General features: G+C 72.8%; 18 protein-coding genes. 10 read left to right on the plus strand and 8 right to left on the minus strand.

Translation table 11 applies throughout. The features are described from left to right. The first annotated feature begins 78 nt into the window (after positions 1-78). The 5 genes from D6B71_RS13655 to D6B71_RS13675 all read left to right on the plus strand — a co-directional run bounded on the left by D6B71_RS13655 (position 79) and on the right by D6B71_RS13675 (position 8907). Positions 79-6768 (plus strand): Ig-like domain-containing protein, encoded by a 6690-nt coding sequence (locus D6B71_RS13655; protein WP_206051759.1) that lies wholly within the window; start codon positions 79-81, stop codon positions 6766-6768. Between the two features lie 61 nt (positions 6769-6829). Next, the gene (locus tag D6B71_RS13660; RefSeq protein WP_121255976.1) at positions 6830-7330 is read left to right on the plus strand and encodes a phage tail protein; all 501 of its coding nucleotides are present in this window, start codon (positions 6830-6832) and stop codon (positions 7328-7330) included. 13 nt (positions 7331-7343) lie between these two features. Beyond that, complete coding sequence (locus tag D6B71_RS13665) at positions 7344-7850, plus strand: phage tail protein (protein ID WP_121255978.1); 507 nt, start codon at positions 7344-7346, stop codon at positions 7848-7850. Positions 7851-7873: 23 nt separating this feature from the next. Then, positions 7874-8395, plus strand: coding sequence for a phage tail protein (locus D6B71_RS13670; protein WP_121255980.1), 522 nt, complete (start codon positions 7874-7876; stop codon positions 8393-8395). Between the two features lie 5 nt (positions 8396-8400). After that, entirely contained in the window at positions 8401-8907 is a 507-nt protein-coding gene (locus tag D6B71_RS13675) for a GNAT family N-acetyltransferase (RefSeq protein ID WP_121255982.1), read from the plus strand. A 35-nt stretch (positions 8908-8942) separates the two neighbouring features. On the opposite strand, the gene D6B71_RS13680 is transcribed toward D6B71_RS13675, so the two are convergent. Then, the gene (locus D6B71_RS13680; RefSeq protein WP_121255983.1) at positions 8943-9254 is read right to left on the minus strand and encodes a DUF6916 family protein; all 312 of its coding nucleotides are present in this window, start codon (positions 9252-9254) and stop codon (positions 8943-8945) included. A 44-nt stretch (positions 9255-9298) separates the two neighbouring features. On the opposite strand from D6B71_RS13680, the gene D6B71_RS13685 reads away from it, so the two are divergent. Next, positions 9299-9694, plus strand: coding sequence for a DUF6916 family protein (locus D6B71_RS13685; RefSeq protein ID WP_126688273.1), 396 nt, complete (start codon positions 9299-9301; stop codon positions 9692-9694). Between the two features lie 107 nt (positions 9695-9801). After that, entirely contained in the window at positions 9802-11157 is a 1356-nt protein-coding gene (locus tag D6B71_RS13690; protein WP_121255987.1) for a dipeptidase, read from the plus strand. 102 nt (positions 11158-11259) lie between these two features. Here the strand turns inward: D6B71_RS13690 and D6B71_RS13695 are convergent, their stop codons facing one another. Together D6B71_RS13695 and D6B71_RS13700 are read right to left on the minus strand one after the other, a co-directional pair. After that, positions 11260-13077, minus strand: a complete 1818-nt coding sequence (locus tag D6B71_RS13695) for a sensor histidine kinase (protein WP_121255989.1) — start codon at positions 13075-13077, stop codon at positions 11260-11262. Positions 13078-13083: 6 nt separating this feature from the next. Further along, a complete protein-coding gene (locus D6B71_RS13700; RefSeq protein WP_121255991.1) occupies positions 13084-14910 on the minus strand; it encodes a sensor histidine kinase in 1827 nt (608 codons plus the stop codon). A gap of 314 nt (positions 14911-15224) precedes the next feature. On the opposite strand from D6B71_RS13700, the gene purF reads away from it, so the two are divergent. From purF to D6B71_RS13715, 3 genes are all read left to right on the plus strand, one after another. Then, positions 15225-16772, plus strand: a complete 1548-nt coding sequence (purF, locus tag D6B71_RS13705; protein ID WP_121255993.1) for an amidophosphoribosyltransferase — start codon at positions 15225-15227, stop codon at positions 16770-16772. 37 nt (positions 16773-16809) lie between these two features. Beyond that, positions 16810-17886 (plus strand): phosphoribosylformylglycinamidine cyclo-ligase, encoded by a 1077-nt coding sequence (gene purM, locus D6B71_RS13710; RefSeq protein WP_121255995.1) that lies wholly within the window; start codon positions 16810-16812, stop codon positions 17884-17886. Positions 17887-18551: 665 nt separating this feature from the next. Further along, the gene (locus D6B71_RS13715; RefSeq protein WP_121255997.1) at positions 18552-18740 is read left to right on the plus strand and encodes a DUF3073 domain-containing protein; all 189 of its coding nucleotides are present in this window, start codon (positions 18552-18554) and stop codon (positions 18738-18740) included. A gap of 70 nt (positions 18741-18810) precedes the next feature. Here the strand turns inward: D6B71_RS13715 and D6B71_RS13720 are convergent, their stop codons facing one another. The 5 genes from D6B71_RS13720 to D6B71_RS13740 all read right to left on the minus strand — a co-directional run bounded on the left by D6B71_RS13720 (position 18811) and on the right by D6B71_RS13740 (position 26612). After that, positions 18811-19932: a Glu/Leu/Phe/Val family dehydrogenase gene (locus tag D6B71_RS13720; protein WP_121255999.1), complete on the minus strand. Its 1122-nt coding sequence runs from the start codon at positions 19930-19932 to the stop codon at positions 18811-18813. A 106-nt stretch (positions 19933-20038) separates the two neighbouring features. Further along, entirely contained in the window at positions 20039-23281 is a 3243-nt protein-coding gene (locus tag D6B71_RS13725) for a hybrid sensor histidine kinase/response regulator (protein ID WP_121256001.1), read from the minus strand. Positions 23282-23380: 99 nt separating this feature from the next. Next, on the minus strand, positions 23381-24211 hold the full coding sequence (locus tag D6B71_RS13730) for a response regulator (RefSeq protein ID WP_121256003.1): 831 nt from the start codon (positions 24209-24211) through the stop codon (positions 23381-23383). Then, complete coding sequence (locus D6B71_RS13735) at positions 24208-26124, minus strand: PAS domain S-box protein (protein WP_240641413.1); 1917 nt, start codon at positions 26122-26124, stop codon at positions 24208-24210. Before D6B71_RS13735 ends, D6B71_RS13730 begins: the two co-directional genes overlap by 4 nt. Before the next feature lie 32 nt (positions 26125-26156). Further along, entirely contained in the window at positions 26157-26612 is a 456-nt protein-coding gene (locus D6B71_RS13740; RefSeq protein ID WP_121256007.1) for a DUF5709 domain-containing protein, read from the minus strand. Between the last annotated feature and the right edge of the window lie 16 nt (positions 26613-26628).

Genomic DNA, 26628 nt, shown 5'->3' on the forward strand with positions numbered 1-26628 from the left:
GACTACTGCAACTCCGGGGCCGGGCCGGTCGACACGTTCGACTACACGCTGAACGGTGGGGACTCCGCGTCGGTGTCGGTGACGGTGGCCTGTGTCGACGACCGGCCGGTGGCGGCTGGCGACAGTGCGACGGTCGACGAGGACGATCTGGCGACGGCGGTGGACGTGTTGGGCAACGACACCGACGTCGACGCCGGCCCCCTGGCCATCGCCTCGGTCACCGACCCTGGGCACGGCACCGTGGTGCTCACCGGTGGCGCGGCAGGTGCGCACACCGGACTGACCTACCGCCCGGACCTGAATTACTGCAACAGCCAGACCGGCGGCTCGCCGGACACGTTCTCCTACGAGCTGAACGGCGGCTCGAGCGCGACGGTTTCGGTGACGGTGACCTGCGTCGACGACGCCCCGGTCGCCGTCGGCGACTCCGCCACCGTGACCGAGGACGATCCCGCGACCGCGTTCGACGTGCTCGACAACGACAGCGACATCGACGCCGGGCCGATGGCGATCGCGTCGGCGACGGACCCCGCGAATGGCACGGTGGTGCTCACCGGGGGGAGCGCGGGCGCTCGCACGGGGCTGACCTACCGACCGGATCCGAACCACTGCAACACCCAGTCGGGCGGCACCCCGGACACGTTCGACTACACGCTCAACGGTGGCCGGTCCGCGACGGTGTCGGTGACGGTGTCGTGTGTGGACGACGCGCCGGTGGCGGTGGCCGACGGCGTGACGGTGACCGAGGACGACGCTGCGAGCCCGGTCGACGTGTTGGGCAACGACACCGACGTCGACGCAGGTCCGATGTCGGTCGTGTCGGTGACCGACCCGGCGCACGGGACCGTGGTGGTCACCGGTGGTGGTTCGGGGCTGACCTACGAGCCGGATGCGGACTACTGCAACTCCGGTGCCGGGCCGGTCGACACGTTCGACTACACGCTGAACGGTGGGGACACCGCGTCGGTGTCGGTGACGGTGGCCTGTGTCGACGACCCGCCGTCGGCGGTCGACGACAGCCCGACCCTGGCCGAGGACGACGCGGCGACGGCGGTCGACGTGCTGGCCAACGACGCCAACGCGGACGGCGGGCCGCTGTCGATCGCGGCCGCGACCCAGCCGGCGAACGGCACGGTGCTGCTGACCGGCGGTGTGGCCGGAGCGCACGAGGGGCTGACCTACGAACCGGACGCGGACTACTGCAACAGCCAGAGCGGCGGCTCGCCGGACACGTTCGGTTACACGCTGAACGGTGGGGACGCCGCGACGGTGTCGGTGACCGTCACCTGTGCCGACGACGCGCCGGCGGCCGTGGACGACAGCGCGACGGTGACCGAGGACGACCCGGCGACGGCGGTCGACGTGCTGGCCAACGACACCGACATCGACGCCGGCCCGATGAGGATCGCCTCGGCGACCGACCCCCAGAACGGCACAGTGGCACTGACCGGTGGCAGCGCGGGCGCGCACACCGGTCTGACCTACCGACCGGACGCGGACTACTGCGACACCGGGGCGGGCCCGGACGACACGTTCGACTACACCCTGAACGGGGGCGACACCGCGACCGTGTCGCTCACGGTGACCTGCGTGGACGATGCGCCGGTCGCCTTCGACGACACGGCCACCGTGCGGCTCGACGCCACGGCGACCGCGGTCGACGTGCTGGCCAACGACACCGACATCGACGGCGGACCCAAGCGAATCACCTCGGCGACCGACCCCGACCACGGGACCGTGGTGCTGACCGGCGGCACGCCCGGGGCGCACACCGGCCTCACCTACCGGCCCGACCCGGCGTACTGCAACGACCCGCCCGGCACCTCGCCGGACACCTTCGACTACAGCCTGGCCGGTGGCTCGACCGCGACCGTGTCGGTGACCGTCGTCTGCGACGCGCCGCCCACAGCGGTCGATGACAGCGCCACCGTCGCCGAGGACGCCGCCGCCACGCCGGTCGCCGTGCTCGCCAACGACACCGACACCGACGGTGGCCCGAAGGTCGTCGCATCGGCCACCGACCCCGCGAACGGCACGGTCGCACTGACCGGTGGCACGGCGGGCGCGCACACCGGCCTGACCTACCGACCGGACGCGGACTACTGCAACTCCGGTGCCGGGTCCGACGACACGTTCAGCTACACGCTCAACGGCGGCTCGACCGCCACCGTGTCGGTGACGGTGACCTGTCTCGACGACGCGCCGGTGGCGGTCGACGACAGCGCGACCGTCGACGAGGACTCCGGCGCGACCGCCGTCGTCGTCCTGACCAACGACACCGACGTCGACGACGGGCCGAAGACGATCACCACGGTGACGCAGCCGACGAACGGCACGGTCGTGATCACCGGCGGTGGCTCCGGGCTGACCTATGCCCCGGACGCGGACTACTGCAGCAGCCAGACCGGTGGGTCGGCTGACGCGTTCACCTACACGCTGAACGGTGGGGACACCGCGTCGGTGTCGGTGACCGTGACGTGTGTCGACGACGCGCCGTCGGCGGTGGCCGACAGCCCGACCCTGGACGAGGACGCCCCGGCGACGGCGGTGGAGGTGCTGACCAACGACGACAACGCGGACGGCGGGCCGCTGGCGGTCGCCTCGGCGACCCAGCCGGCGCACGGGACGGTGGTGCTGACCGGTGGCGTCGCGGGGGCGCACGAGGGGCTGACCTACGAGCCGGACCCGAACTACTGCAACAGCCAGACCGGCGGCACGGCCGATACGTTTGACTACGCGCTCAACGGCGGCTCGAGTGCGACGGTGTCGGTGACCGTGACCTGCGTCGACGACGCCCCGACCGCCGTGGACGACGTCGCGACCGTGCGCCTGGATGACCCGGCGACGGCGGTCGACGTGCTCGCCAACGACACCGACATCGACGCCGGCCCGATGAGGATCGCCTCGACGACCGACCCCGCGAACGGCACGGTGGCACTGACCGGTGGCACCGCGGGCGCGCACACCGGCCTGACCTACCGACCGGACCCGGGCTACTGCAACGAGCCCCCGGGCACATCTCCGGACACCTTCGACTACACGCTCGTCGGCGGGTCGAGCGCGACGGTGAGCCTCACGGTCATCTGCGACACCCCGCCCGTCGCGGTCGACGACACCGAGACGGTGGCCGAGGACTCGAGCGCCACGGCCGTCGACGTGCTGGCCAACGACACCGACGTCGACGGCGGGCCGATGACGATCGCGTCGGCGACCGACCCGGTGAACGGAACGGTGGTGCTGACCGGCGGGACGGCGGGCGAGCACACGGGCCTGACCTACGAGCCCGACGCCGACTACTGCAACCTGCCACCGGGCGCGACGCCGGACACCTTCACCTACGCCCTCAACGGCGGCGACTCCGCGACGGTGTCGGTGAGCGTCACCTGCGTGGACGACGACCCGGTCGCCGTCGACGACCTCGCCACGGTGGCGGAGGACTCCGGAGCCACCGCGATCCCGGTGCTGGCCAACGAGAGCGACGTCGACGGTGGCCCGAAGACGATCACCGCTGTCACGCAGCCCGCGAACGGCACGGTGGTGATCACCGGCGGCGGCACGGGCCTGACCTACGCCCCGGCTGCGAACTACTGCAACGAACCGCCCGGCACGGCGACCGATGACTTCACCTACACCCTCGCCGGCGGTCCCACGACCGCCACCGTCTCGACCACGGTGACCTGCGTGAACGACGCACCGGTGGCCGACGACGAGTTGTTCGACGGGGCCGGCAGCGCCGTCGGCAACACGGTGCTCGTCGTCGACGACCCCACCGACGCCGCGCCCGCGCACAGCGGGCCCCGCAAGGCGATCACCGGCGACATCCTCGCCGGGGACACCGACATCGACACCACCGGACCGCTCGCCGTCACCGCCGGCACCTTCGCGACCAACGACGGTGGCTCGGTCGTGCTCCAAGCCGACGGCGACTTCGTCTACACCCCTGCCCCCGGCTGCTCCGACGGCTCGGACCACTTCGACTACACGGTCTCCGACCAGGAGACCCCGACGCCGGGCACCGACACCGGACGGGTGACGATCAACGTCAGCGGCTGCGTCTGGTACGTCGCCAACGACGCGGCCGGCAACGCCGGCACCTCCACGGCGCCGTTCGACACGCTCGTGCAGGCCCAGGCGGCGTCCGGCACCGGGCACACGATCTACCTCTACGAGGGCGACGGCACCGCCACCGGCCATGCGGCCGGCATCGACCTTAAGGCCGACCAGCGCCTGCTCGGCGAGCTCGCCGACCTCGAGGTCGGCGGCCACCTGCTGGCCGCCGGCGTCGCCGGCGCCCGCCCGATCGTGGCCAACGCTGGCGCCGACGTCGTCTCGCTCGCCGCCGGCAACACGGTCCGCGGGCTCCGGATCGACCCCCAGGGCAGTGGCGGCGGCATCGCCGGTGGCGCGGGCGACGCGGCAGGCACGATCGCGGACGTGCAGATCGTCGACACCGGTGTCGCCGGGACCCAGCCGGGCCTCGAGCTGGACGGCACCAGCGGCACCTGGTCGATCTCCGACCTCGTCGTCGACAACAGCGCGGCCACCGGCACGTCGGCCGGCTCGGTCGGTGTCCGCCTGAGCAACGCGGGCACCGTCACGTTCGCCGACGCCGGCACGGTGTCGGTCACGACCAAGGGTGCCAAAGCCCTCGACGTGACCGGCACGGGGCTCGGCACCAGCGTCTTCGACGCGCTGACCGTGACCGGCTCCTCGTCGGGGGCGGTGTCGCTGGTCACCACCACCGGGAGCACGACGTTCTCGAACCTGGCGCTGGCCACGACCTCCGGGGCGACGGCCGCGTTCGCGCTCGGCAACGCCGGCACGGTCACGGTCCCCGCCTCCGGGACCGCGAACGTCACGGCCGTGGGCGGCCCGGCCATCGACGTCACCGGCACCGCCGGTGCCACCTTGGGCTTCGACACCGTCATCTCGACCGACAGCGCGCACGACGGGGTCAACCTGTCCGGCCTCGGGTCCGGCACGTTCAGCGCCGGTCCGAGCAGCGCGATCAGCAACGCCACCGAAGTCGACTTCGACCTGGACGGCGGCACCGGCGCGGTCACGTACGACGGCACGATCACCGACGACGTCGGCCAGCTGGTGCGGGTGGCGAACGCGACCGGCGGCACCAAGGACTTCAACGGGACGATCACCGACGGGGACAACGGGAGCGGGCAGGGCATCGCCCTGAGCGCGAACACCGGCGCGACGGTCCGCTTCGACGGCGGGGTCACCCTGTCCACGGGCACGAACCCGGCGTTCTCCGCGACCGACGGCGGCACGGTGGCGGTCACCGACCCGGCCGGAGCAGCGGCCAACGCGCTGACCACCACCTCGGCCACCGCGCTCACCGTCACCAACACGGCGATCCACGGCGACGGCCTGACCTTCCAGAGCATCACCTCGAACGGGGCGCCCCGCGGCATCCTGCTCAGCACCACGGGCAGCTCCGGCCGCCTGGTCGTCACCGGTGCAGGCGGCACCTGCACGGCCGCGTCGTCCGCGGGCTGCAGCGGCGGCGTCATCGCCAACGGCTCCGGCGGCGACGACTCGGGCGCCACCCCGACCGGCACCGGCATCGTGCTGGCCAACACCCTCGGCCCGTCGCTCACCCGGATGTGGATCCACGACCACACCAACTACGCCATCCGGGGCACCGGCGTCACCGGCTTCACGCTGGCCGACAGCGTGGTGAACGGCGCCAACGGCAACAACGGCGGCACCCCGTTCGACGACTCGAGCATCCGGTTCGAGAACCTCGCCGGCGCGGCATCGATCACCGACAGTCACATCAGCGGCGGCTTCGAGGACAACCTGCGGGTGCAGAACGACACCGGCTCGCTGAACCGGCTCACGATCACCCGGACGACGTTCGGTCTCGGCAGCGACCGGCCGACCAACGACGCGGTGTTCCTGGGGTCGACGGCCGGGGCCGGCCAGCTGCAGGCGACCATCACCGACAGCACGTTCAGCAGCGCCGGCGGCGACCTGCTGCAGTTCGACCACATCGGCTCCGGCGCCGGTGACCTGGTGCTGACCGGCAACACGTTCAGCAACGCAAACTCGACGATCGCCACCGGCGGCGGCGGCGTCTCGCTCTTCTCGGGCGGCACCGGCGCCGGCACCACCATGACGATCAGCGGCAACAGCTTCCGCGACGCGGTCGGCACCGCCGTCCTCCTGGTGAAGACACCCGGATCCGCGGGCCAGACCGGCACGTTCCAGAACAACATCGTCGGGGTGAGCGGGGTGGCCAACTCCGGCTCGGCGGAGGGCTCCGGGGTGAAGATCCAGCACGCCGGCGGTGGGACGCAGCGCTGGTCTGTCGCCGGCAACCAGATCCGGCAGTACAACAACTTCGGCATCGACGTGCAGGCAGGCGCCGGCGTGGTCGCGGACGGCACGGTCGTCACCACGATCACCGGGAACACGATCGAGCAGCCGGGCAACTCCTCTGGCACCGTGGGATTCCAGAAGTACGGCCTCCACTTCAACATCGGCGTCACACCCAGTGACTCGTTCCTCGCGTGCGGCGTGATCACCGGCAACACGCTGTCGGCGAGCGGCTCGAACTCCGGCAACTTCGACGTACGGCTCCGGCAGCGGCAGAGCACGACGTTCCGGCTCCCCGGCTACCCCGGCGTCGCGGGCGACACCACTGCCGTGTCGGCGTTCGTGAGCGCCGCCAACGGCGCTGGTACGGACGTGTCGGCCTCGGCCGCCTATCCCGGCTCGGGTGGAGGCTTCACCGGCCAAGGCTGCCCCTGACCGGTGAGGCCCGCCCAGACCTGCCCAGACACCCCCGACCCCCACCGAGAGGAGACCGACCATGGCCGAGCCCTTCCTGTCCGAGATCCGGTTGATGTCGTTCGGCTTCGCCCCGAGGGGGTGGGCGCAGTGCAACGGGCAGTTCCTCCCGATCAACCAGAACCAGGCGCTGTTCTCCCTGCTCGGCACCACCTACGGCGGCAACGGGCAGACGACCTTCGCCCTGCCCGACCTCCGCGGGCGGACGCCGATCCATGTCGGCGCCGGGCACACGCTCGGGGAGCGCGCCGGCGAGCAGGCGCACACGATCTCCATCGCCGAGATGCCCCAGCACACGCACCCGGTCAACGTGTCCTCCGTGGCTGCCGGTGGCAGCGCGAACCCGGCGGGAAGGTTCCTCGGCGGGGCCAACAACGCCTACCAGACCGGGCCGGGCTCGACGTCGCTCAACCCCGCCACCGTGACCAACGTGGGGGGAAGCCAGGCGCACCTGAACATGCAGCCGTTCCTCGCCCTCAGCTTCTGCATCGCCCTCCAGGGCATCTTCCCGAGCCCTACCTGAAAGGAGCGCCGCCATGGCCCAGCCCTACGTCGGCGAGATCAGGATGTTCGCCGGCAACTTCGCCCCCGCTGGCTGGATGTTCTGCGAGGGGCAGATCCTTCCGATCTCCGAGAACGAGACCCTCTTCCAGCTGATCGGCACCACCTACGGCGGGGACGGGGAGAACACGTTCGCCCTGCCCGACCTGCGCGGCCGGATCCCGATCCACCTGGGCAACGGGTTCATCCTCGCCGAGACGGGTGGCGCCGAGGAGATCACGCTCACCGTGCCCCAGATCCCCGCGCACTCGCACCCCCTCCTCGCGGTCGCCGAGGGTGCCGGCAACCAGATCAGCCCGGCCGGCAACGTTCCCGGCCCGTCGTACAACGTCTCGCCGTACCTCAACGACAGCCCCACCGGCGACTTCAACGCCGCCGCGATCGCGCCGGTGGGCGGAAGCCAGCCGCACACCAACCTCCAGCCCTACCTGTGCGTCGACTTCATCATCTCGCTGTTCGGCATCTTCCCCTCCCCGACCTGAGCCCCGCGAAACGAGCACTGACCATGGCCGACCCCTTCGTCGCCGAGATCCGGATCTTCCCCTTCAACTTCGCACCGAAAGGCTGGGCGTGGTGCGACGGGCAGCTGCTGCCCCTCTCGCAGAACACCGCCCTGTTCTCGCTGCTCGGCACCACCTACGGCGGCAACGGCAAGTCGAACTTCGCGCTGCCCGACCTCCAGGGCCGCGCCCCCATGCACCCCGGTCAGGGGCCGGGCCTGAGCCTCCACGATCTCGGTGAGAGCGGTGGCAGCGAGACCGTCACGCTGCTGGAGAGCGAGATCCCGCACCACACCCACACGCTGCGCGCGAACACGTTGGACCCCGGGGACGTGAACGTCCCGAGCCCCTCCGCGGTCTACGCCAACTCCACGGGAGGGACCCTCTACCAGTCCACGACGGACGCCCAGCTGGCCCCGGGGGCGCTTGCGCCCACCGGCGGCGGCCTGCCGCACAACAACATGCAGCCCTACCTGACGTTCTACTTCTGCATCGCGATGCAGGGCGTCTTCCCGCCGAGAGGCTGAGCCCGATGAGCAGTTCGCCCGCCACCGACGCCGCCGCTCCCGCCGGCGTCGTCTCGCTGCGGCCCACGACCGACACCGACCGCCCGTTCCTGCTCGAGGTGTACGCCGCGACGCGCGCCGAGGAGCTCGACCAGGTCGTCTGGGCGCCCGGTGCCCGCGAGGCATTCCTGCGCATGCAGTTCGAGGCCCAGGACGTGCAGTACCGCCAGCACAACCCGCACGGTGCCTTCGACGTCGTGGAGGTCGACGGCGTGCCCGCCGGGCGGCTGTACGTCGACCGGCGCCCCACCGACGTCCGCATCGTCGACATCGCCCTGCTCCCGGCGTACCGCGGAACCGGGGTGGGGAGTCACCTGCTCCGCCTCCTCCAGGCGGAGGCGGCGGCCTCGGGGCGGTCGCTCAGCATCCACGTCGAGATCCACAACCGGGCCGCGGGCCTCTACTCGCGCCTCGGGTTCGTCGTGGTCGCCGAACACGGCGTCTACCGGCGCATGGAATGGCGCGCGCCATGAGGTGTCCCGCGAGGCGCGCCGGGCGGTCGCGTGCCTCAGGCGAACGCGGCCTCGTAGCGCACGCCGTCCGCGTCCTTGCCGATCGGCACCAGGAACAGTTGCAGCTCACCCACCTCGGGATGGGTCAACGGGTAGGTCGCCTGCGGCAGTACCGGCTCGGCCGGTCCGCGGAACACCAGCGAGAACTGCCGCCGCTGCTCGCCCCGCGGCCCGGGGCCACCCTGCTCGGTGCTCTCCCAGGCGTCGGCCAGCTCGAGGGCCACGGTCTGCTCGCCGGTCCGGGCGTCGAACCGCTGGCCCACCCGGGGCGCGAACTGCTCGTAGGTGAGCCACTCCAGGTCGGTCATGGACCGATGCTATGCCCGACCGATCCACACCCGAGGAGAGCACCGTGACACCCGTACCGCTCGCACGACGGGCCCTCGTCCGGCTGGGGGCGAGCGCCCTCGTGCTCGGCCCGCTGGCTCGGACCGGGCAGGCCTCCGCGAGCGTCGAGACCGCCTCCGGCGCCTACCTGCGGTCGCGCTTCACGCCGTACCTCGGCCGGCAGTTCCGACTCGGCAACGGCTCGCGGGCCTGGGTGCTGCGGCTGACCGCCGTGGACGACCTGCCGTCTGCCGCGGCCGGTGCCGAGGGGTCCTTCAGCCTGACCTTCTCGGCCCGGTCCGCCGGTCCTCCCCAGGGGACCTACACGCTGCGCCGCGCCGGGTTCGCGGCCACCACCCTCTTCGTGGTGGCGGTCGACGCCAGCGGCCGGACCGTCGAGGCGGTCGTCAACAACGGCTGAGCGCCGAAGGGTGGCCGCCTGGCGGGAGGACGCCCGCTGGACGACGCGGCCGGGACCGAGGTCCCACAGATGTGAGGACTCGGGGCCGGCTCGATAGGTTGGCGCACATGACCGATCACGCCCGCACCCAGCAGATCCGCGACAAGGTCCAGGAGGTGCTGCCAGGGGTCCGCAGCGACCTCGAGGCCCTGGTCCGCATCCAGTCGGTGAGCGCCGACCCCGAGCGCGCCGGCGAGGTACGCCGCAGCGCCGAGGAGGTCGCCCGGCTGCTGCGTGAGGCCGACTTCGACCAGGTCGACGTCGTCGACGTCGAGGGTGGTGTGCACCCGGCCGTGATCGGCCACAAGGCCGGGCCGGAGGGCGCGCCGACGGTGCTGCTCTACGCCCATCACGACGTGCAGCCCGAGAACGACCACGCCGAGTGGGACTCCCCGCCGTTCGAGCCCACCGAGCGCGGTGACCGGCTCTACGCCCGCGGCGCTGCCGACGACAAGGCCGGCATCGCCGCTCACCTCGGCGCGCTGCGGGTGCACGGCGACCAGCTGCCGGTGAGCGTCACCGTCTTCGTCGAGGGCGAGGAGGAGACCGGCTCGGAGAGCCTCCCCGCGATCCTCGAGCAGTACCGCGACCGGCTGCGCGCCGACGTGATCGTGATCGCCGACTCCGGCAACTGGGACATCGGCGTCCCGGCGCTGACCACCAGCCTGCGCGGACTGGTGCGACTCGACGTCGAGGTCCGCACCCTCACCCACGCCGTGCACTCGGGCATGTGGGGCGGCCTGGTGCCCGACGCGCTGATGACGCTGTCGCGGCTGATCTCGTCGTGCTTCGACGAGTCCGGACGGGTCGCCATCGACGGCCTGCACAGCGGCCCGGCCGCTGACGTGGAGTACCCCGAGGAGCGGCTGCGCGCCGAGTCCGGCGCCAACCCGGGCGTCGAGTGGATCGGCTCCGGCCCGGTCGTGGAGCGGCTGTGGACCCAGCCGTCGCTGTCGATCATCGGCCTCGACGCGCCGAAGGTGGAGGGCTCCAGCAACACGCTGGTGCCGGCCGCCCGGGCCCGCTTCTCGCTGCGGGTCGCCCCCGGTGACACCTGCGCCAACGCCCGAGCGCGGCTCGAGGAGCACCTGCGCGCCCACGTGCCGTGGGGCGCCGAGCTGTCCACGGTGCTGGTCGACGACGGCGAGGCCACCTCGATCGACGCCACCGGCCCCGCCTACGACGCCGCCCGCGAAGCGTTCACCGAGGCCTGGGAGGGCACCCCCCCGGTCGACATGGGCGTCGGCGGCTCGATCCCGTTCATCGCCGAGTTCCTCGACGCGTTCCCCGAGGCCAGCGTGCTGGTCACCGGCGTGGAGGACCCCGACACCCGCGCCCACGGCGCCAACGAGGGCCTGCACCTCGCCGAGTTCGAGCGGGTCATCGTCGCCGAGGCGCTGCTGCTGGAGAAGCTCGCCCGCTGACCCGCTGCTGATCCGCTGCCGCTCCGCCATGCGGCGCGGCGGCGAGCCGTCGATCGTTCCCCGACACGCCGCGAAACGACGTGAATCAGTGACGGGTCGGCGTCAGGGGGCGGCGGGGAGGTGGACGCGGAACGTGCTGCCGACCTCCAGCGTGGAGTCGACCTCGATCCGGCCGCCGTGGGCGCGCGTCACCCTGGCGGCGATCGCCAGACCGAGACCAGTGCCCGGGTGGGCCAGCGCGCGCGCGTTGGTGCTGCGGTAGAACTCCGTGAACACCTCCTCGAGGTCACCCGGTGGGATGCCGTACCCCCGGTCGGCGCAGGTGAGCACGGCGTCGTCGCCGTGACGCTCGACGCTCAGCCGCACCGTGCCGCCCGCAGCGCTGTAGGTCACCGCGTTCTCCACGAGCGCGTCGACGAGGTGCTGCAGGTCGACGGCGCTGCCCAGCACCCGCACCGGGTCGGCCGGTCGCGCCGCGGAGAGCGACACCTCCCGCTCGGCCGCCAACGGCGCATACCGGGCCACGGCGGCGTCGACCAGCTCGCCCAGGTCGACCGGACTGCTCACCAGCGCGCGCTCGTCGAGCCGCGAGAGCACCAGCAGCTCCTCGACCATCCGCTGCATCCGGGCGGCGCTGCGCTGGATGCCGCGCAGCGACGTGGCGAACGCCGGGCCGTGGTCGGTCTCGGCGAGCACCTCGGCGTAGCCGAGGACCGCACCGAGCGGGTTCTTCAGCTCGTGCGCGACCGTGGAGATCAGCCTGCTCTTCGCCTCGCTGGCCGCCCGCAGCTCCGCGGTGAGGGCGCTGTCCTGCTCCAGCCGCTGGGCCTGCAGCACCGCCCGGCCGAGGTCGTGTCCGATGTCGAGCGCCGCGGCCGCCTGCTGGTCGTTCCACTCCAGCGAGGTGTCGACCCGCCCCAGCAGCGCCCAGCCCAGGCAGTTGCCGGCCGCCCCGATCGGCATCAGCACCAGCGACCCGAGCCCGCGCTCGAGGCTGCGCTCGAGGATGCGCCGGTGCTCGTCGGGGCTCAGCAATCCCGGAGAGGTCCGGTGCTCGCTGATCACCGCCACCCGGTGGGCGTCCCAGCAACGCTCTGCCAGTTCCAGGAGCAGGTCACGCTGGGGGCCGGCGCTGTTGTCGAGCACCGGGGGCGAGGTGACCGTGCGACTCGGCGAGAACGGGGTCTGCAGCGTGGTGATCCGGGCCAGCTCCACCTCGAACGCGTCCCGCAGGGCATCGGTGACCTCCAGCAACAGCTGGTCCAGCGGCATCCGGGTCGTCGCCGTGCGCACGACGCGGCGTACGGCGTCGGTCAGCCGGACGTGCTCGGCGCGCTGGTCCCGCTCGAGCGCGGTGCGGATCGCCGCCGCGGCCCGGTCGATGTAGGGCCCGACCCGCTCACGCGCGGCCGGTCCGGGGCGCACCCCGTCGGCCGGCTGGTCGAAGCTGAGGACGCCGATGACGTCGCCCGCGTCGTTGGTGACGGGCGCCATCAGCACGTCGTAGGGCCGCCAGGCGTCCGCGGACGCCGGCTCCTCGAGGTAGGCCTCCGGGGCGGCGTCGATCCAGATCTTGTCGGACCAGGTCACCGCCTCCGCGTGTGGCAGGAACCGCAGCCGACCCCAGTCCTCGGCCTGGGCCAGGATCGTGTGGATGTAGCCGGCGGGGGCGGTGTCGCCGAGCAGCTCGGCCCGGGCCTGGTCGCTGCCCGCGACCGCCATCAGCTCCAGCTCCTCGGTCTCCAGGAAGACGCCGATGGCGACCACCCCGAAGCCGGCGACCTCCCGCACCGCCTCCGCGATCACCTGCAGCTGCTCGCGCAGGGCCCGTCGGCTCCACTCCTCGGGCAGCCAGGCGTCCACGCGCGCGGCGAACAGGCCCCCGCCCTCGGGTGCCGCGGCCGCGCCGGCGACGGACATCTCGGCTCAGGCCGCGGCTGGTAGGAACACGCGGAACGTGCTGCCGGCGCCGAGCGCGGACTCGACCTCGATCCGGCCGCCGTGACGAGACACGATCCGGCTGACGATCGCCAGCCCCAGGCCGGTGCCGGGCTGGGCCACGGCCTCGGGGTTGCTGGATCGGAAGAACTCGGTGAACAGGCCCTTCTGGTCCTCGGCGGAGATGCCGATGCCCTCGTCGGTGCAGGTCAGCACCACGAGGTCGTCCTGCCGGGCCAGGCGCACCAGCACCCCGCGGCCCTCGGGGGTGTACTTCACGGCGTTGCTGAGCAGGTTCGCGCAGACCCGGTCCAGCTCCCCGGGGTCACCGGCCGCGTGCAGATCGTCGCCGTCGGTCTCCAGCCGCACCGTGATCCGCTTGCGCTGAGCCTGGACGCCGACCAGGTCGAGGACGTCCTCGATGGTGCGCCGCAGGTCGACCGGCGTGGCGATCACCGGGTTGTCGGGATCGCCGACCTTGGACAGCAGCAGCAGGTCGTCGACGACCCGCGCCAGCCGGTGCGCGCCGCGGTCGATGGCCGCCAGCGACGTGAGCGTGCGCCGGTCGAGGTTCTCGACGCCCTCGAGCATCTCGAGGTGGCCCAGGATCGCGGCCAGCGGGTTCTTCAGCTCGTGGGAGACCGTCGCGATCAGCTGGCTCTTGTAGGTGTCGAGGGCCTGCAGCTCGACCCGGGCGCGGTGCTCACGCTCGAAGAGTCGGGCGTTGAGGATGGCGTGCCCGAGGTCGTGGCCGATGTCGAGCGCGGCGCCCTTCTCGACGTCGCTCCATTCGGGGGCGTGCGGCCGGCGGGTCAGCACCAACAGCCCCAGGCAGGCGGGTCCGGCCCCCAGCGGTGTCGCCAGCAGCGACCCGGCACCCAGCGACTCCAGGAGCTGACGCAGCAGCGCCCAGTCCTCGGAGGTCAGCAAGGGGGCAGCTTCGTCGGCATGCACGTCGACGCTGAGGGTGGCCTGCGCCTCCCAGGTCTGCCTGGCCACCCGGTCGCCCAGGGCCATCAGGTCCCGCGACGGACTGATCCGCGCGGACGAGGCGGTGTGGATCGCGCCCTGGCCGCCCTCGTGGAGGGTCTGGATCCACAGGCCCGCCGCCCGGAAGCCCTCGACCAGGGCCTCCCGGCTCTCCGCGAGCACCTGCTCCAGGCTGAGCTTGGCGCTGGCCCGGCGCACGATCGTGCGGGCCGCCTCGGCGAGCCGCACCTGCTCGGCCAGCGCCTCACGCTCCAGCGCGGTGACCACCGCGCGGCCGGCTTGCGCGGCGTACAGCTCGAGCAGCCGGCGCTGCGCGGCGTCGGGGCGGCGGCCGTCGCGGGGCAGGTCGATGCTCAGCGAGCCGCGCAGCACGCCATCGGCGTCGCGCAGCGGTGCTACGAGGAGGTCGAGTGGGTGCCAGGCGTCCGGGACGTCGAGGGGCTCGTAGTCGGGGACCCACCCCCAGCTTCCCTCGTCGAGGTCGAGCCGCTCGTGCGGGACGAACTTCAGCAGACCCCAGTCGTCGGCCTTGGCGACCTCCTCCATCAGCTCCGCGATCGGGGTGCGGGCGCCCTCGAGCGTGCGGCGGGCGTCGTCGCTGCCGGCGACCGCCATCACCTGCATGTAACCGTCGTCGCGGGCGACGCTGATCGCCGCGACTCCGAAGCCGGCCACCTCGGTCACGCCCTCCGCGATCAGGTGCAGGGCGTCTCGAGAGTCGCTCGAGGTCCAGTCGACCCCGCCGGGGCGGCGCGGCCGCACCGGACCCGCTCCGACCGAAGGGTCGCCGAACCGGGCGCCGGGCTCGATCAGGCGGTCGGACATCTCACCTCGGGGGCTGGGGGGGGTGAGTTCATCGTACGTGGGGCGGGCAGTCGGTGTCGGAGGATCGAGGACCTCGTACGCCGTGAGGTGCGTGCCCGGGGCGCGGGACACGCGGAGGACCTCCGGTGGGGACGACTAGTGGTTGCCGCCGGAGGTTCGTCGGGGGTGGCCCGTGGTTCGGGTGCGTGCATCGCCAGGCGCCGGAGCGAAGCCGTACTGGCTCGTCCAGCGAGCGACGGCAACGCCGCGAGGTGCGTGCCCGGGGCGCGGGACACGCGGAGGACCTCCGGTGGGGACCACTAGACTGCGGAAACGTGCCCTACCTCAGCAGCTCGCCGCGCAAGGGCGGCGACGGCCGGCTCACCGCTTCGCTGGACCCGCAGGACCAGGGACCGCAGGACGCCTGCGGGGTCTTCGGGGTCTGGGCACCCGGCGAGGACGTCGCGAAGCTGACCTACTTCGGGCTCTACGCCTTGCAGCACCGCGGCCAGGAGTCGGCCGGCATCGCGGTCAGCAACGGCCGGCAGATCCTCGTCTACAAGGACATGGGCCTGGTCTCGCAGGTCTTCGACGAGACCACACTCGACTCCCTCAAGGGCCACCTGGCGATCGGGCACGCCCGCTACTCCACGACCGGTGCCAGCACCTGGGAGAACGCCCAGCCCACGTTCCGCCCCACCGCGGAAGGCTCGATCGCGCTGGGCCACAACGGCAACCTGGTCAACACCCACCAGCTGCGCGACCTGGTCGACGCGCTGCCGGGCCCCAGCGACGAGCTCGAGCTGCACACCCGGCCGGTGGCCGAGTCCACCAACGACACCGGCTTCGTCACCGCCCTCCTGGCCCACCACCCCGACACCTCCCTGGAGCAGCGGGCGATGGAGGTGCTGCCGCTGCTGCAAGGGGCGTTCTCGTTCGTCTGGATGGACGAGGACACCCTCTACGCCGCGCGCGACCCGCAGGGCATCCGACCGCTGGTGCTGGGGCGCCTCGAACGCGGCTGGGTGGTCGCCAGCGAGGACGCCGCCTTGGCGACGATCGGCGCCAGCGTGGTCCGCGAGGTCGAGCCCGGCGAGATGCTCGTCATCGACGAGAGCGGGCTGCGCTCCCACCGGTTCGCCGACGCCGACCCGAAGGGCTGCGTCTTCGAATACGTCTACCTGGCCCGGCCCGATGCCACGATCGCCGGGCGCAGCGTCCACGAGGCGCGCGTCGAGATGGGCCGGCGGCTGGCCCGCGAGTTCCCCGTCGAGGCCGACCTGGTGATGCCGGTGCCCGAGTCGGGCACCCCCGCCGCCGCCGGCTACGCCGAGGAGAGCGGCATCCCGTTCGGTCAGGGGTTCGTGAAGAACGCCTACGTCGGGCGCACGTTCATCCAGCCCAGCCAGACCCTGCGCCAACTGGGCATCCGGCTCAAGCTCAACGCGCTCGAGCACATGATCCGCGGCAAACGGGTGGTCGTCGTCGACGACTCGATCGTCCGCGGCAACACCCAGCGGGCCCAGGTGCGGATGCTGCGCGAGGCCGGTGCCCGGGAGGTTCACGTGCGGATCTCCAGCCCGCCCGTGAAGTGGCCGTGCTTCTACGGCATCGACTTCGCCACCCGGGCCGAGCTGATCGCCAACGGACTCGACGGCGACGAGATCGCCGCGAGCGTGGGCGCCGACAGCCTCGGCTACATCTCGCTCGAAGGCATGGTCGAGGCCACCGGTCAACCGTCGGAGCGGCTCTGCCAGGCCTGCTTCACCGGCGCCTACCCCATCGAGCTCCCCGACGAGAGCCTGCTCGGCAAGCACCTGCTCGAGGTCTCGCTGTCCTCCCCCACCATGGGCAAGGCACTGCCGGTCCTGAACAACCCGTGAGCACACCCCAACGCCCGAGCCCGCTGAGCGAGGACCCATGACCGAGCAGGAGCAGTCCGCCTACGCCGCCGCCGGCGTGTCGATCGAGGCGGCCGACACCGCCATCGAGCTGATGAAGGGCTGGGTGGAGAAGGCCCGCCGTCCCGAGAGCATCGGGGGGCTCGGCGGCTTCGCCGGGCTGTTCGACGCCTCCGCGCTGACCCGCTACCAGCGGCCGCTGCTGGCCACCTCGACCGACGGGGTCGGCACGAAGGTCGCGATCGCGCAGATGATGGACGTGCACGACACCATCGGGTTCGACCTGGTCGGCATGGTCGTCGACGATCTGGTCGTGTGCGGGGCCGAGCCGCTGTTCATGACCGACTACATCGCCACCGGACGCGTGGTGCCCGAGCGGATCGCCGCGATCGTCAAGGGCATCGCCGAGGCCTGCGTGCAGGCCGGCTGCGCGCTGCTGGGCGGAGAGACCGCCGAGCACCCCGGTCTGCTGGCGCCCGACGAGTACGACGTCGCCGGCGCCACCACGGGAGTGGTCGAGGGCGACCGGCTGCTCGGGCCGGCCCGGGTGCGCCCCGGCGACGTGGTCCTGGCCATCGAGTCCAGCGGGCTGCACTCCAACGGCTACTCGCTGGTGCGGCACGTCTTCCTCACCGAAGCGGGCTGGTCGCTCGACCGGGACGTGCCTGAGCTCGGCCGCACCCTCGGCGAGGAGCTGCTCACCCCGACCCGCATCTACGCCAAGGCCTGCCTCGACCTGGCCGCCCGCACCCGCACCCACGCGATGTCGCACATCACCGGCGGCGGGCTCGCCGCCAACCTCGAGCGGGTGCTGCCGGTCGAGCTGACCGCGACCCTCGAGCGCGGCACCTGGACCCCCGCGCCGGTCTTCGACCTGGTGCGGCAGGTCGGACAGGTCTCACAGCCCGACCTCGAGGCGACCCTCAACTGCGGCGTCGGCATGGTCGCGCTCCTCGAGGCCGACGACGTCGACACGGCGATCGAGCTGCTCGCCGGCCACGGGCTGCGCGCCTGGGTCGCCGGTGAGGTGCGGCACGCCGCGTCCGCGGACGACGGTGGGAAGGTCCGGCTCGCCGGACAGCACGCTGGTTGGTAGGTCCGCTGCGCGGGGCTTCCGCTGCGCGGGGCTTCGTGGTGCTGGTGAGGACCGGTGGCGTGTGTGGGTGGGGCGGGTCGGCTGCGCCGGAGGGGCCCCGGCCGGCCAACCACCCGCTCCGCTCGTTCCTCACGGAGCGGGGGCCAGGCCCATCCACGGCCGTCCGGGGGGCCCCTCCGGCTCCGCCGCCCCACCCCGCGCCCGGCGCCGGGCTCACCGACCCTGAGTGAAAGGGAAGATGCGGCTACGCCGCGTGACCCGGCCGACCCGCGACCTCCGCCGACCGTGACCAAGCGGGGGTCGGTCTGAAACCCAGCCCCACGCCCACCATGAGTGACAGGTCAGCGGGTCCACGCCGACCACGAGTGACAGGTCAGCGGGTCCACGCCGACCACGAGTGACAGGTCAGCGGGTCCACGCCGACCACGAGTGACGGGTCAGCGGGTCCACGCCGACCACGAGTGACGGGTCAGCGGAGAGACCGATCACCCGGGGTCCGCCGGGTGTCGCGCGGTGGCGGACCAGCCACGACCTGGGACTTCGTGACGAATCTGGAACCGGATGTGCGGGAACAGCCGGGGAGCAGGTAGCGTTGCCCCCACGAGACATCCAAGACAGTCCGGGCGCTTCGATGCCCCGGCCAAGCGTGCGAGGGGGTCGACCCTATGGGGCGCGGCCGAGCGAAGGCCAAGCAGACGAAGGTCGCCCGCGACCTGAAGTACCGCACTCACGAGACGGACTTCGGGGCACTGGCCCGCGAACTGCATGGCGGCGAAGACAGCAGCGACGAGTCGTCCGAGGCTTCGGACGACTACGACGATTGGTCGGACTACTCCGAACCCCGCCGCGACTGACCTGACCGCGAGTGCGCCGGTCCGACATCGAGCGATGTCGGACCGGCGTCCTCGGGTCGGGGCGCGAGGCTCAACTGCCCGGCAACCAGATGCCGCGCAGGCGGCCGACCTCGCGTAGCCGCTGCTCGGCGAGCCGGTCCGCCGCGACAGCCGGCGGCACCCCGTCGCGCTCGGCGAGCTCGAAGACCCGCCGGGTGGTGTCGAGGATCCCCTCGGCGCGCTGCTTGGCGCGCTCGAACACGAAACCCTCGAGCTCGTCGGCCACCTGGATCAGGCCGCCGGCGTTCACGCAGTAGTCCGGCGCGTAGAGCACGCCACGGTCGGCGAGCACCTTCTCGATGCCCGGGTGGGCCAGCTGGTTGTTGGCCGCGCCGCAGACGACCCTGGCGGTGAGCACCTCGACGACGTCGTCGTCCAGCGCCCCACCGAGCGCACAGGGGGCGTAGACGTCCAGCGGCGAGCGCACCAATGCGTCGGTCGAGTCGACGACCCGCACCCGGGGGTGCTCGCTGCGCAGGCTGCGTACGGCGGCGTCGGAGACGTCGGCGACGACCACGTCGGCGCCGTCCTCGAGCAGGTGGCCGACCAGGTGCCGGCCGACCTTGCCGACGCCGGCCACGCCGACGGTGCGACCGGCCAGGGACGGGTTGCCCCAGGCGACCTCGGCGGCCGCGCGCATGCCCTGGAACACGCCGTACGCGGTGAGCACCGAGCTGTCACCGGCACCGCCGTGCGCGACCGTGCGGCCGGTCACGAAGGAGCACTCGCGGGCGACCTGGTCCATGTCGGCGGAGTAGGTGCCGACGTCGCAGGCGGTGAGGTAGCGCCCGCCGAGGGACTGCACGAACCGGCCGTAGGCACGCAGCAGCGCCTCGGACTTGTCGCGGGCCGGGTCGCCGACGATCACCGCCTTGCCGCCGCCGAGGTCCAGGCCGGCCAGAGCGGCCTTGTAGGTCATCCCGCGGGAGAGCTCGAGCACGTCGGCGAGGGCCGCGGCGGTGGTGGGGTAGGGGTGGAAGCGGGTGCCGCCAAGCGCCGGTCCGAGGGCGGTGGAGTGGATCGCCACGATGGCCCGGAGCCCGGACTCCTCGTCGCTGGCGAAGACGACCTGCTCGTGTTGGGCGGCGGCGGAGAAGACGTCGCTGTCGGGGGCGGCTTCGGGGTCGTGGGTCTCGACGCTGGGCTCGGTCATGGGTGGTGTCCGTTCGGTTCGGCCACGGGGTGGTGTGGCGTGGGTCGGGCCCGCAGGGGTGGCGCGGGTCACCTCCCACGGTAGTGGGAACGGAGCGACCGGTGGGTCAGCTTCGGGCGGCGAGCTCGCGTTGGAGCGTGAGCACGGCCTGGTCGAGCTCGGCCTCCAGGTGGGCGAGCAGCTCCGCGCCGGTGTGCTCGCCGTCGCCCGCGCCACTGCGGCCCGCGGCCGTGGGGCTGGAGCGCTCGGCCAACGCCTCGAGTCTGTCCGCCACCGCCGCCACGCGGGGCAGCCCGAGGTTGAGCGCGGTGCCCTTGACCGCATGGGAGGCCAGGCCCAGGGCCTGGTGGTCCGCCGCGGAGAGCGCCTCGCTCACCGCCCGCAGCAGGTCGGGGGCACGGCCCAGGAACGACCGCGCGGTGCGTTCGAAGAAGGTGATCCCGTCCTTGCGCAGCTGCTCCAGGGTGCGGACCCGGTCGTGGTCGAGCACCGGGAGCTCGGCGGGCGTGGTCGGTGACGCGGCCGCTCGGTCCGCCACGGTCGCGTCGTCGCCGGACGAGGACGGGATCCAGCGGCGCAGGACGCGTTCGAGCTCGACGGCTGCCACAGGCTTGGTGAGGAAGTCGTCCATGCCGGCGTCCAGGCACCTCTCCCGGTCGCCCTCGAGGGCGGAGGCGGTCATCGCGATGACCGGAACCCGCTCGTCGTCCGCCTCGCGGGCGCGCAGGCGGCGAGTGGCCTCGAAACCGTCGAGGCGAGGCATCCGACAGTCCATCAGCACCGCGGCGAAGCCGTGTCCTGGTCCGAGCAGGTCGAGCGCGACGAGTCCGTCGCGGGCCACGACGGCGGCGTAGCCGAGCGTCTGGAGCAGTCCGCTGGCGACCAGCTGGTTCACCTCGTTGTCCTCGACGACCAGCACGCGGCCGCCCGGTGCGCTCGGGACGGGATCGCGGGCGGCCGCGGGCTCGCTGCCCGCGACGGCACGCGAGTCGGTCTCGGAGCCGAGAGCGGTCCTGAGCGCCTCGCGGAGCTCGGAGTGTCGCACCGGCTTGTCGAGGGCGAGGTCGAAGCCGGCGGCGGCCCCCTCGCCCTGGTCGGCCGGGGCGGTCGACAGCAGGATCAGCACCGTGCCGCGGAGGTAGGGGTCGTGGCGGATGACGCGGGCCAGCGCGGCGCCGTCGGTGCCGGGCATCGATCCGTCGAGGAGGGCCACTTCGAACGGTTGGCCCGCGGCGGTGCCCTCACGGAGCGCCGCGAGCGCCTCCTCGGCGTCACCGACCGCGTGGGGGCGCAACCGCCAGGCGGTCAGCTGCTCGGTGAGCGCGAGCCGGTTGCTCTCGTTGTCGTCGACCACCAGCACCCGGCGGTCGGCCGGCACGGTGGTCGCCTCGGGTGAGAGCCCACCCGGGGCGCCGGAGCAGCGCTCGAATCGCGCGGTGAACGTGAAGGTGCTGCCGTGGCCGGGCTCGCTGTGCACCGTCACCTCGCCACCCAGCGCGTGGGCCAACTGCTGGGAGATGGCCAGCCCGAGCCCGGTGCCGCCGTGGCGTCGGGTGGTGGAGGCGTCGGCCTGGGTGAACGCGTCGAAGAGCCGGCCCTGCACCTCTGGCGGGATGCCGACACCGGTGTCGGTGACCTCGACGCTGAGCACCACCTCCACGGGTGTCAGCTCGGCGAGCTCCACCCGCACCACGACCTGCCCGCGGTCGGTGAACTTCACCGCGTTCGAGCCGAGGTTCGTGACCACCTGGCCGAAGCGGGTGGCGTCGCCGCGCACCATCCGGGGGACCTCGGGGTGACAGGCGACGACCAGCTCCAGCCCCTTCTCCCGGGCGGGCCCGGCGAGGATGCCGGCGGTGTGGTCGAACAGCTCCCGGACGTCGAAGTCGGCCGCCTCGAGCTCGAGCTTGCCGGACTCGATCTTCGACAGGTCGAGGATGTCGTTGATGATGGCCATCAGCGTCGTGCCGGCGGTCTGCAGGCCCTCGGCGAGCCGCCGCTGACGCGGGTCGAGGTCGGTGTGCAGCAACAGCTCGCCCAGGCCGATGACGCCGTTCATGGGGGTGCGGATCTCGTGGCTCATCGTCGCGAGGAACGCCGACTTCAGCCGGGAGGCCTCCATCGCGGCATCGCGCGCTTGGGCCAGGGCCCGGGCCGTCTGCTCGCGCCCGGCGACCAGACCGAGCTGGGTGGCCACCTGGTCGATCAGCGCGTGGCTGTTGTCGTCGAGTGGCGACTCGTCGGCCAGGGCCTGTACGACGCGCACCAGCGCGCCGTCGCACAGCACCGGGATGGAGACCACGCTGTGGGTCTCGGCCAGCGGCCCGGGCCCGGGTGCCACCACCACCGCGCGCTCCTGCGCGGCCCGAGCCGCCAGCACGGGGTCGGCCGGCACCGGCGGGTTCCAGGTCTGCCGGACCTCGAGGCGTCCCTCGGACGGCGTCGGGGCGAACGAGGCGACGGCGCTCCAGCCCGTGTATGCGGGGAGACCGGCGGCGGCCAGCTCGACGGCCTCGTCGAGGCTGCCGGCCTGGTTGGCGCCGGCGGCCATCTGCTGGAGCAGGTTGAGCCGCCGGGTCGCCTGCTCGGCCTGCTCGCCGGCTTCCATCAGCGCGGTGATGTCCTGGACCACCCCACGGGCCCGGACCGGGGTGCCGTCCGGGCCCCACTCGGTCATGCCCCGCCCGTGCATCCAGCGTTCCCGGCCATCGGGGAGGACGATGCGGAAGTTGGTGTCGAAGCTGTCGGCGGAGCCCTGGGCGTCGACGGCGGCCTGGTCGAACTGGGGAAGGTCCTCGGGGTGGACCCGGAGGCGGAACGAGTCGACTTCAGGCTCGAAGTCCCGGCCCTCACCGGTGATGCGGTACATCTCGTCGGACCATTCGACCCTGCCGGTCTCCAGGTTCCACTCCCAGCTCCCGATGGCGGAGATCCGCTGAGCAGCGGCCAGCTGCTGCTCGCGCACCCGCAGCCGGTCCAGGTGGGCCGGGCAATGGCTGTGCTCGCTGACCCGGTGCCACCAGCCGGCCGGCCGCCCGTCGTCGTCGTACAGGGGGCCGAAGCTGGCCACGGTCCACACGACGCTGCCGTCGGGTCGCTCCCAGCGGGTGTCGACGTCGTCGCGCGCGTCACCGGCCCGCAGCCGGTCCAGGTGGGCGGCGAGCAGCTCCAGCTGGTCTCCGGAGAAGACCTCTTCCAGAAGCCGCCCCTCGAGCTGCTCGCGGGGGCGGCCCACCAACTCGGCGAGTCGCTGGTTGGCGTAGAGGGTGCGGCCGTGGGCGTCGACGACCCACAGGCCGTCGGTGGTCGCCTCGGCGAGCCACCGCCACACTCCCGAGTCCTGGTCCATTCCGCCTCTCCCGTGGGGCCCCCATCATCACCAGTGCCCAACCTGGGCGTGGTCGAACCCGGCAAAGCCGAGACCTCACTCACCCGGGCGGGTGAGGGGTCAGTCGTCGGTGCCGGACCAGGAGAGCTCGCTCGGCGCCGCCCGGGTCAGCTCGGCCCACACGACCTTGCCGGAGCCGGGCCCGGCCGCATCCGAGCCCTCGCCCGGACCCACGTCGATGCCCCACGACGCGGAGAGCGCCGAGACCATGAGCAGGCCACGGCCGTGGTCCTGGGTCATCGTGGGGGGCTGCGGCTCCGGGGTGCCGGTGCCGGAGTCGCAGATCTCGATGCGCAGCGCGGTCGGGCTCAGCGAGAGCCGCACCTGGTAGTCCGACGCAGCGTGGGTGAGCGCGTTCGCGGCCAGCTCGCTCACGACGAGGAAGGCGTCGTCGCGCATCGACTCCAAGCCCCAGTCCAGCAGCTGCTGCATCACGAACCGGCGGGCCTCCTTGACGCTGGCGAGGTCCTGCGGCAGGTCGAGCACCGCCTCGTCGGGCCTCGGCGCGGCCACGGACTCCAACAGGTCGACCAGGTAGTCGAGATCGGCGTCCTTGAGCACGTAGCCGGCGGTGCGGTCCTCGAACCAGGAGGGGTCCGAGGCCTCCGCCGCGGAGAACACCACGACCTGGCTGGGCGGGGAGCTCTCGCGCACCCGGGCGATGAGGTCGCGTCCGGCCAGGTCGGGCAGGCCCAGGTCGAGCACCACGATGTCGGGATGCAACTCGGCGGCCTGGGCCACGGCCTCGGCGCCCGTCGCGGCCTCGCCCACCACCTCGAACCCGCCCCGGAACCTCAGGGCGGTGCGGATCAGCCGCCGGATGTCCTCGGCGTCGTCGACGAGGAGCACCCGGATCGACGCGGTGGAGTTCGCGGAGCCGGCGGCGGTCATGGCTCCTCCCGGTGGCGCGGGAAGCTGGCGACGAACGCCCGGTCCTCGGCCCGGTAGAAGGCGTCGCCCCCCTGGGCCCGGCAGAGTTCGCGCACGATGAACAGGCCCAGGCCGGTGCCGCCGCTGCTGCTGGTCGCGAACCGGTCGAAGAGCCTCGGCAGCATGTCAACGTGGACCCCGGGGCCGGCATCGCGCACCACGACGTCGACGGTACGCCGGTGCGCCTCGACGTCGATCCGCACGGGGGAGGCGCCGTGGCGCAGGGCGTTGAGGACGAGGTTGTCCACCGCCTGCACCAGGCGCCCCGGGTCCGCGAGCACCGCGACGTCGCGGGCCACGCCCTCCGGGTCGAACTCGAGCACCGCGCCGGGGTGCGTGCTCCGGGCGCCGGCGACCACCGCCGAGAGCCGGTCGGCCAGTGGCACCCGCACGGGGTTCAGGTCGAGCGCGGAGGCATCGAGCCGGGCTGCCGTGAGCAGGTCGCCGAGCAGCCGTCTGAGCTGCCCGGCGCTGGTGGCCATGCTGGCCAGGAAGTCGTCACGCTCTGCCCGCTCGAGGTCGGCCCAGTGCCGCGAGAGCGTCTCGGCGGTCATGCCGAGCACCCCGACGGGCGCACGGAGCTCGTGGGCGGTGACCGCGAGGAAGTGCGCCTGGTCGTCGGCGGTCCGGCGGAGCTGCTGGTTGGCCTCGGCGAGCTCGTCGAGCATGCGGCGGCGCTCGGAGGTGTCGCGGGTGACTTTCGCGAAGCCGACCAGGCGGCCCAGTTCGTCGTGCACCGCGGTGATCGTCACCTGCGCCCAGAACCGGCTGCCGTCCTTGCGGATCCGCCAGCCCTCCTCCTCGTAGCGTCCGTCGCGGATCGCCAGCTCGAGCTCGTGCTCGGGGTGGCGGGACTGCTGCAGCTCCGGCGGGTAGAAGACCCGGAAGTGCTGGCCGAGGATCTCGGCGGCGGTGTAGCCCTTGGCTCGCTGGGCGCCGGCGTTCCAGCTCGCGATGTGCCCGTCGGGGTCGAGCATGAAGATCGCGTAGTCCTGGACGGCGTCCACGAGCAGCCGGAACCGCTGCTCGCTCTGCCGCAGTGCCTCCTCGGCACGTCGCTGGCGGCTGACGTCCTGCACCTGGAGGAAGAGGTAGAGGGGGCGCTGCCGGGAGTCGCGCACCGGCGACAGGGTGGCGAGCAGCCGGCGCTCGTCGAGCCCGGCCACCCGGTGTTCGACCTGGACGGCGTCCTCGCCGCCGTCGAGCACCCGGCCCAGGGCCCGCCGGAACGGGCCGGGGTCGTGGAGGAGGTCTGGGTAGGCCGCCCCGACGAGGGCGTCGACCGGGCGGACCAGCAACTGGGCCAGGCTGCGGTTGGCCCGCACGACGCGGCCGGAGAGCGTCATCGTGGCCATGCCGATCGCGGCGTCCTCGAAGACCTCCCGGAACCGTTCCAGGTGCTCGTGGAGCACCGCACGCTCGGCGGCGTCGACCGCCTCGACCGCGGCCCGCTCGGTCTCTGCCGGGTCGGCGCGCGGCACCGGGATCGGGGCCCCCACGGACCCGTCGAGCACCTGCAGCAGGTCGTCGGCGAGCGTGTCGAGCGAGGTGGACTTCTCCAGGAACGCGGCCGCCCCCAGGTCGCGCGTGCGGGCGGCCAGACCATCTTCGGAGAACCCGCTGTACATCACCACCCGGGTCTCGGGGGAGGCCCGGCGCACCAGCGGCAGCGCCTCGAGCCCGTCGGTGCCCGGCATCGAGACGTCGAGGAGCAGGAGCGCGGGCTGGTGCTCGCGGGCCAGCTCGACGGCCGCGGCCCCGTCGGCACCTTCGCCGACCACGTCGAGCCGCCGCGAGAGCCGCAGCCGGGCCCGCACCAGGGCGCGCACCTCCGCGGCGTCGTCGACCACGACGATGGTGGGACACCCGGGCATGCCCGGGAAGTTACCGGAGTCGGATGAGTCGGTCATTCCTCCCGGACCACGTGGACGGCCGCTTCCTCGGCGCTCGCGCCGGCACCGTCGATGCCGACGTCGGTGGCGGTCAGGTCGCCGTCGGTGTCGGTGCGGGCGCCCTCGTCGGGCTCGACCAGGCGGCCGGCCCGCCCGTCGCCCACCTCGGGGTCGGCCACCTCGCTGTCGAGGTCCTGCTCCCGCGCGGCCTGGTCGTAGGGGTCGGGCTCCGGCACCTCCTGGGCCAGCCGCTGGTCGAGGCTCTCGCCCAGCGCCTCCTCCAGTGGCGTGTTGCCGTAGCCCTGGGCGGCGGAGTACTTCTCCGGCGGGCTGTAGCCCTCGTCGAGCGGCTCCTCGAGTCCGCGCTCGTCGACCAGGCTGTCGCCACTGCCCTGCGGCTGGTCCTCGTCGTCGACGGAGTAGCCGTGGTAGCTCTCGGCGTCGTGGTCGTTGCCGGTCTGCTCGGTCATGGCGCTCCTTCGTCGG

This window comes from Nocardioides ferulae (assembly GCF_003660455.1).
GTDB lineage: Bacteria > Actinomycetota > Actinomycetes > Propionibacteriales > Nocardioidaceae > Nocardioides > Nocardioides ferulae.

Bases quoted from the DNA above. Each gene is read 5' to 3' on its own strand.
- D6B71_RS13660 (WP_121255976.1), top strand. From the start codon at position 6,830: ATGGCCGAGCCCTTCCTGTCCGAGATCCGGTTGATGTCGTTCGGCTTC.
- D6B71_RS13665 (WP_121255978.1), top strand. From the start codon at position 7,344: ATGGCCCAGCCCTACGTCGGCGAGATCAGGATGTTCGCCGGCAACTTC.
- D6B71_RS13670 (WP_121255980.1), top strand. From the start codon at position 7,874: ATGGCCGACCCCTTCGTCGCCGAGATCCGGATCTTCCCCTTCAACTTC.
- D6B71_RS13675 (WP_121255982.1), top strand. From the start codon at position 8,401: ATGAGCAGTTCGCCCGCCACCGACGCCGCCGCTCCCGCCGGCGTCGTC.
- D6B71_RS13680 (WP_121255983.1), bottom strand. From the start codon at position 9,254: ATGACCGACCTGGAGTGGCTCACCTACGAGCAGTTCGCGCCCCGGGTG.
- D6B71_RS13690 (WP_121255987.1), top strand. From the start codon at position 9,802: ATGACCGATCACGCCCGCACCCAGCAGATCCGCGACAAGGTCCAGGAG.
- D6B71_RS13695 (WP_121255989.1), bottom strand. From the start codon at position 13,077: ATGTCCGTCGCCGGCGCGGCCGCGGCACCCGAGGGCGGGGGCCTGTTC.
- D6B71_RS13700 (WP_121255991.1), bottom strand. From the start codon at position 14,910: ATGTCCGACCGCCTGATCGAGCCCGGCGCCCGGTTCGGCGACCCTTCG.
- purM (WP_121255995.1), top strand. From the start codon at position 16,810: ATGACCGAGCAGGAGCAGTCCGCCTACGCCGCCGCCGGCGTGTCGATC.
- D6B71_RS13715 (WP_121255997.1), top strand. From the start codon at position 18,552: ATGGGGCGCGGCCGAGCGAAGGCCAAGCAGACGAAGGTCGCCCGCGAC.
- D6B71_RS13720 (WP_121255999.1), bottom strand. From the start codon at position 19,932: ATGACCGAGCCCAGCGTCGAGACCCACGACCCCGAAGCCGCCCCCGAC.
- D6B71_RS13725 (WP_121256001.1), bottom strand. From the start codon at position 23,281: ATGGACCAGGACTCGGGAGTGTGGCGGTGGCTCGCCGAGGCGACCACC.
- D6B71_RS13730 (WP_121256003.1), bottom strand. From the start codon at position 24,211: ATGACCGCCGCCGGCTCCGCGAACTCCACCGCGTCGATCCGGGTGCTC.
- D6B71_RS13735 (WP_240641413.1), bottom strand. From the start codon at position 26,124: ATGCCCGGGTGTCCCACCATCGTCGTGGTCGACGACGCCGCGGAGGTG.
- D6B71_RS13740 (WP_121256007.1), bottom strand. From the start codon at position 26,612: ATGACCGAGCAGACCGGCAACGACCACGACGCCGAGAGCTACCACGGC.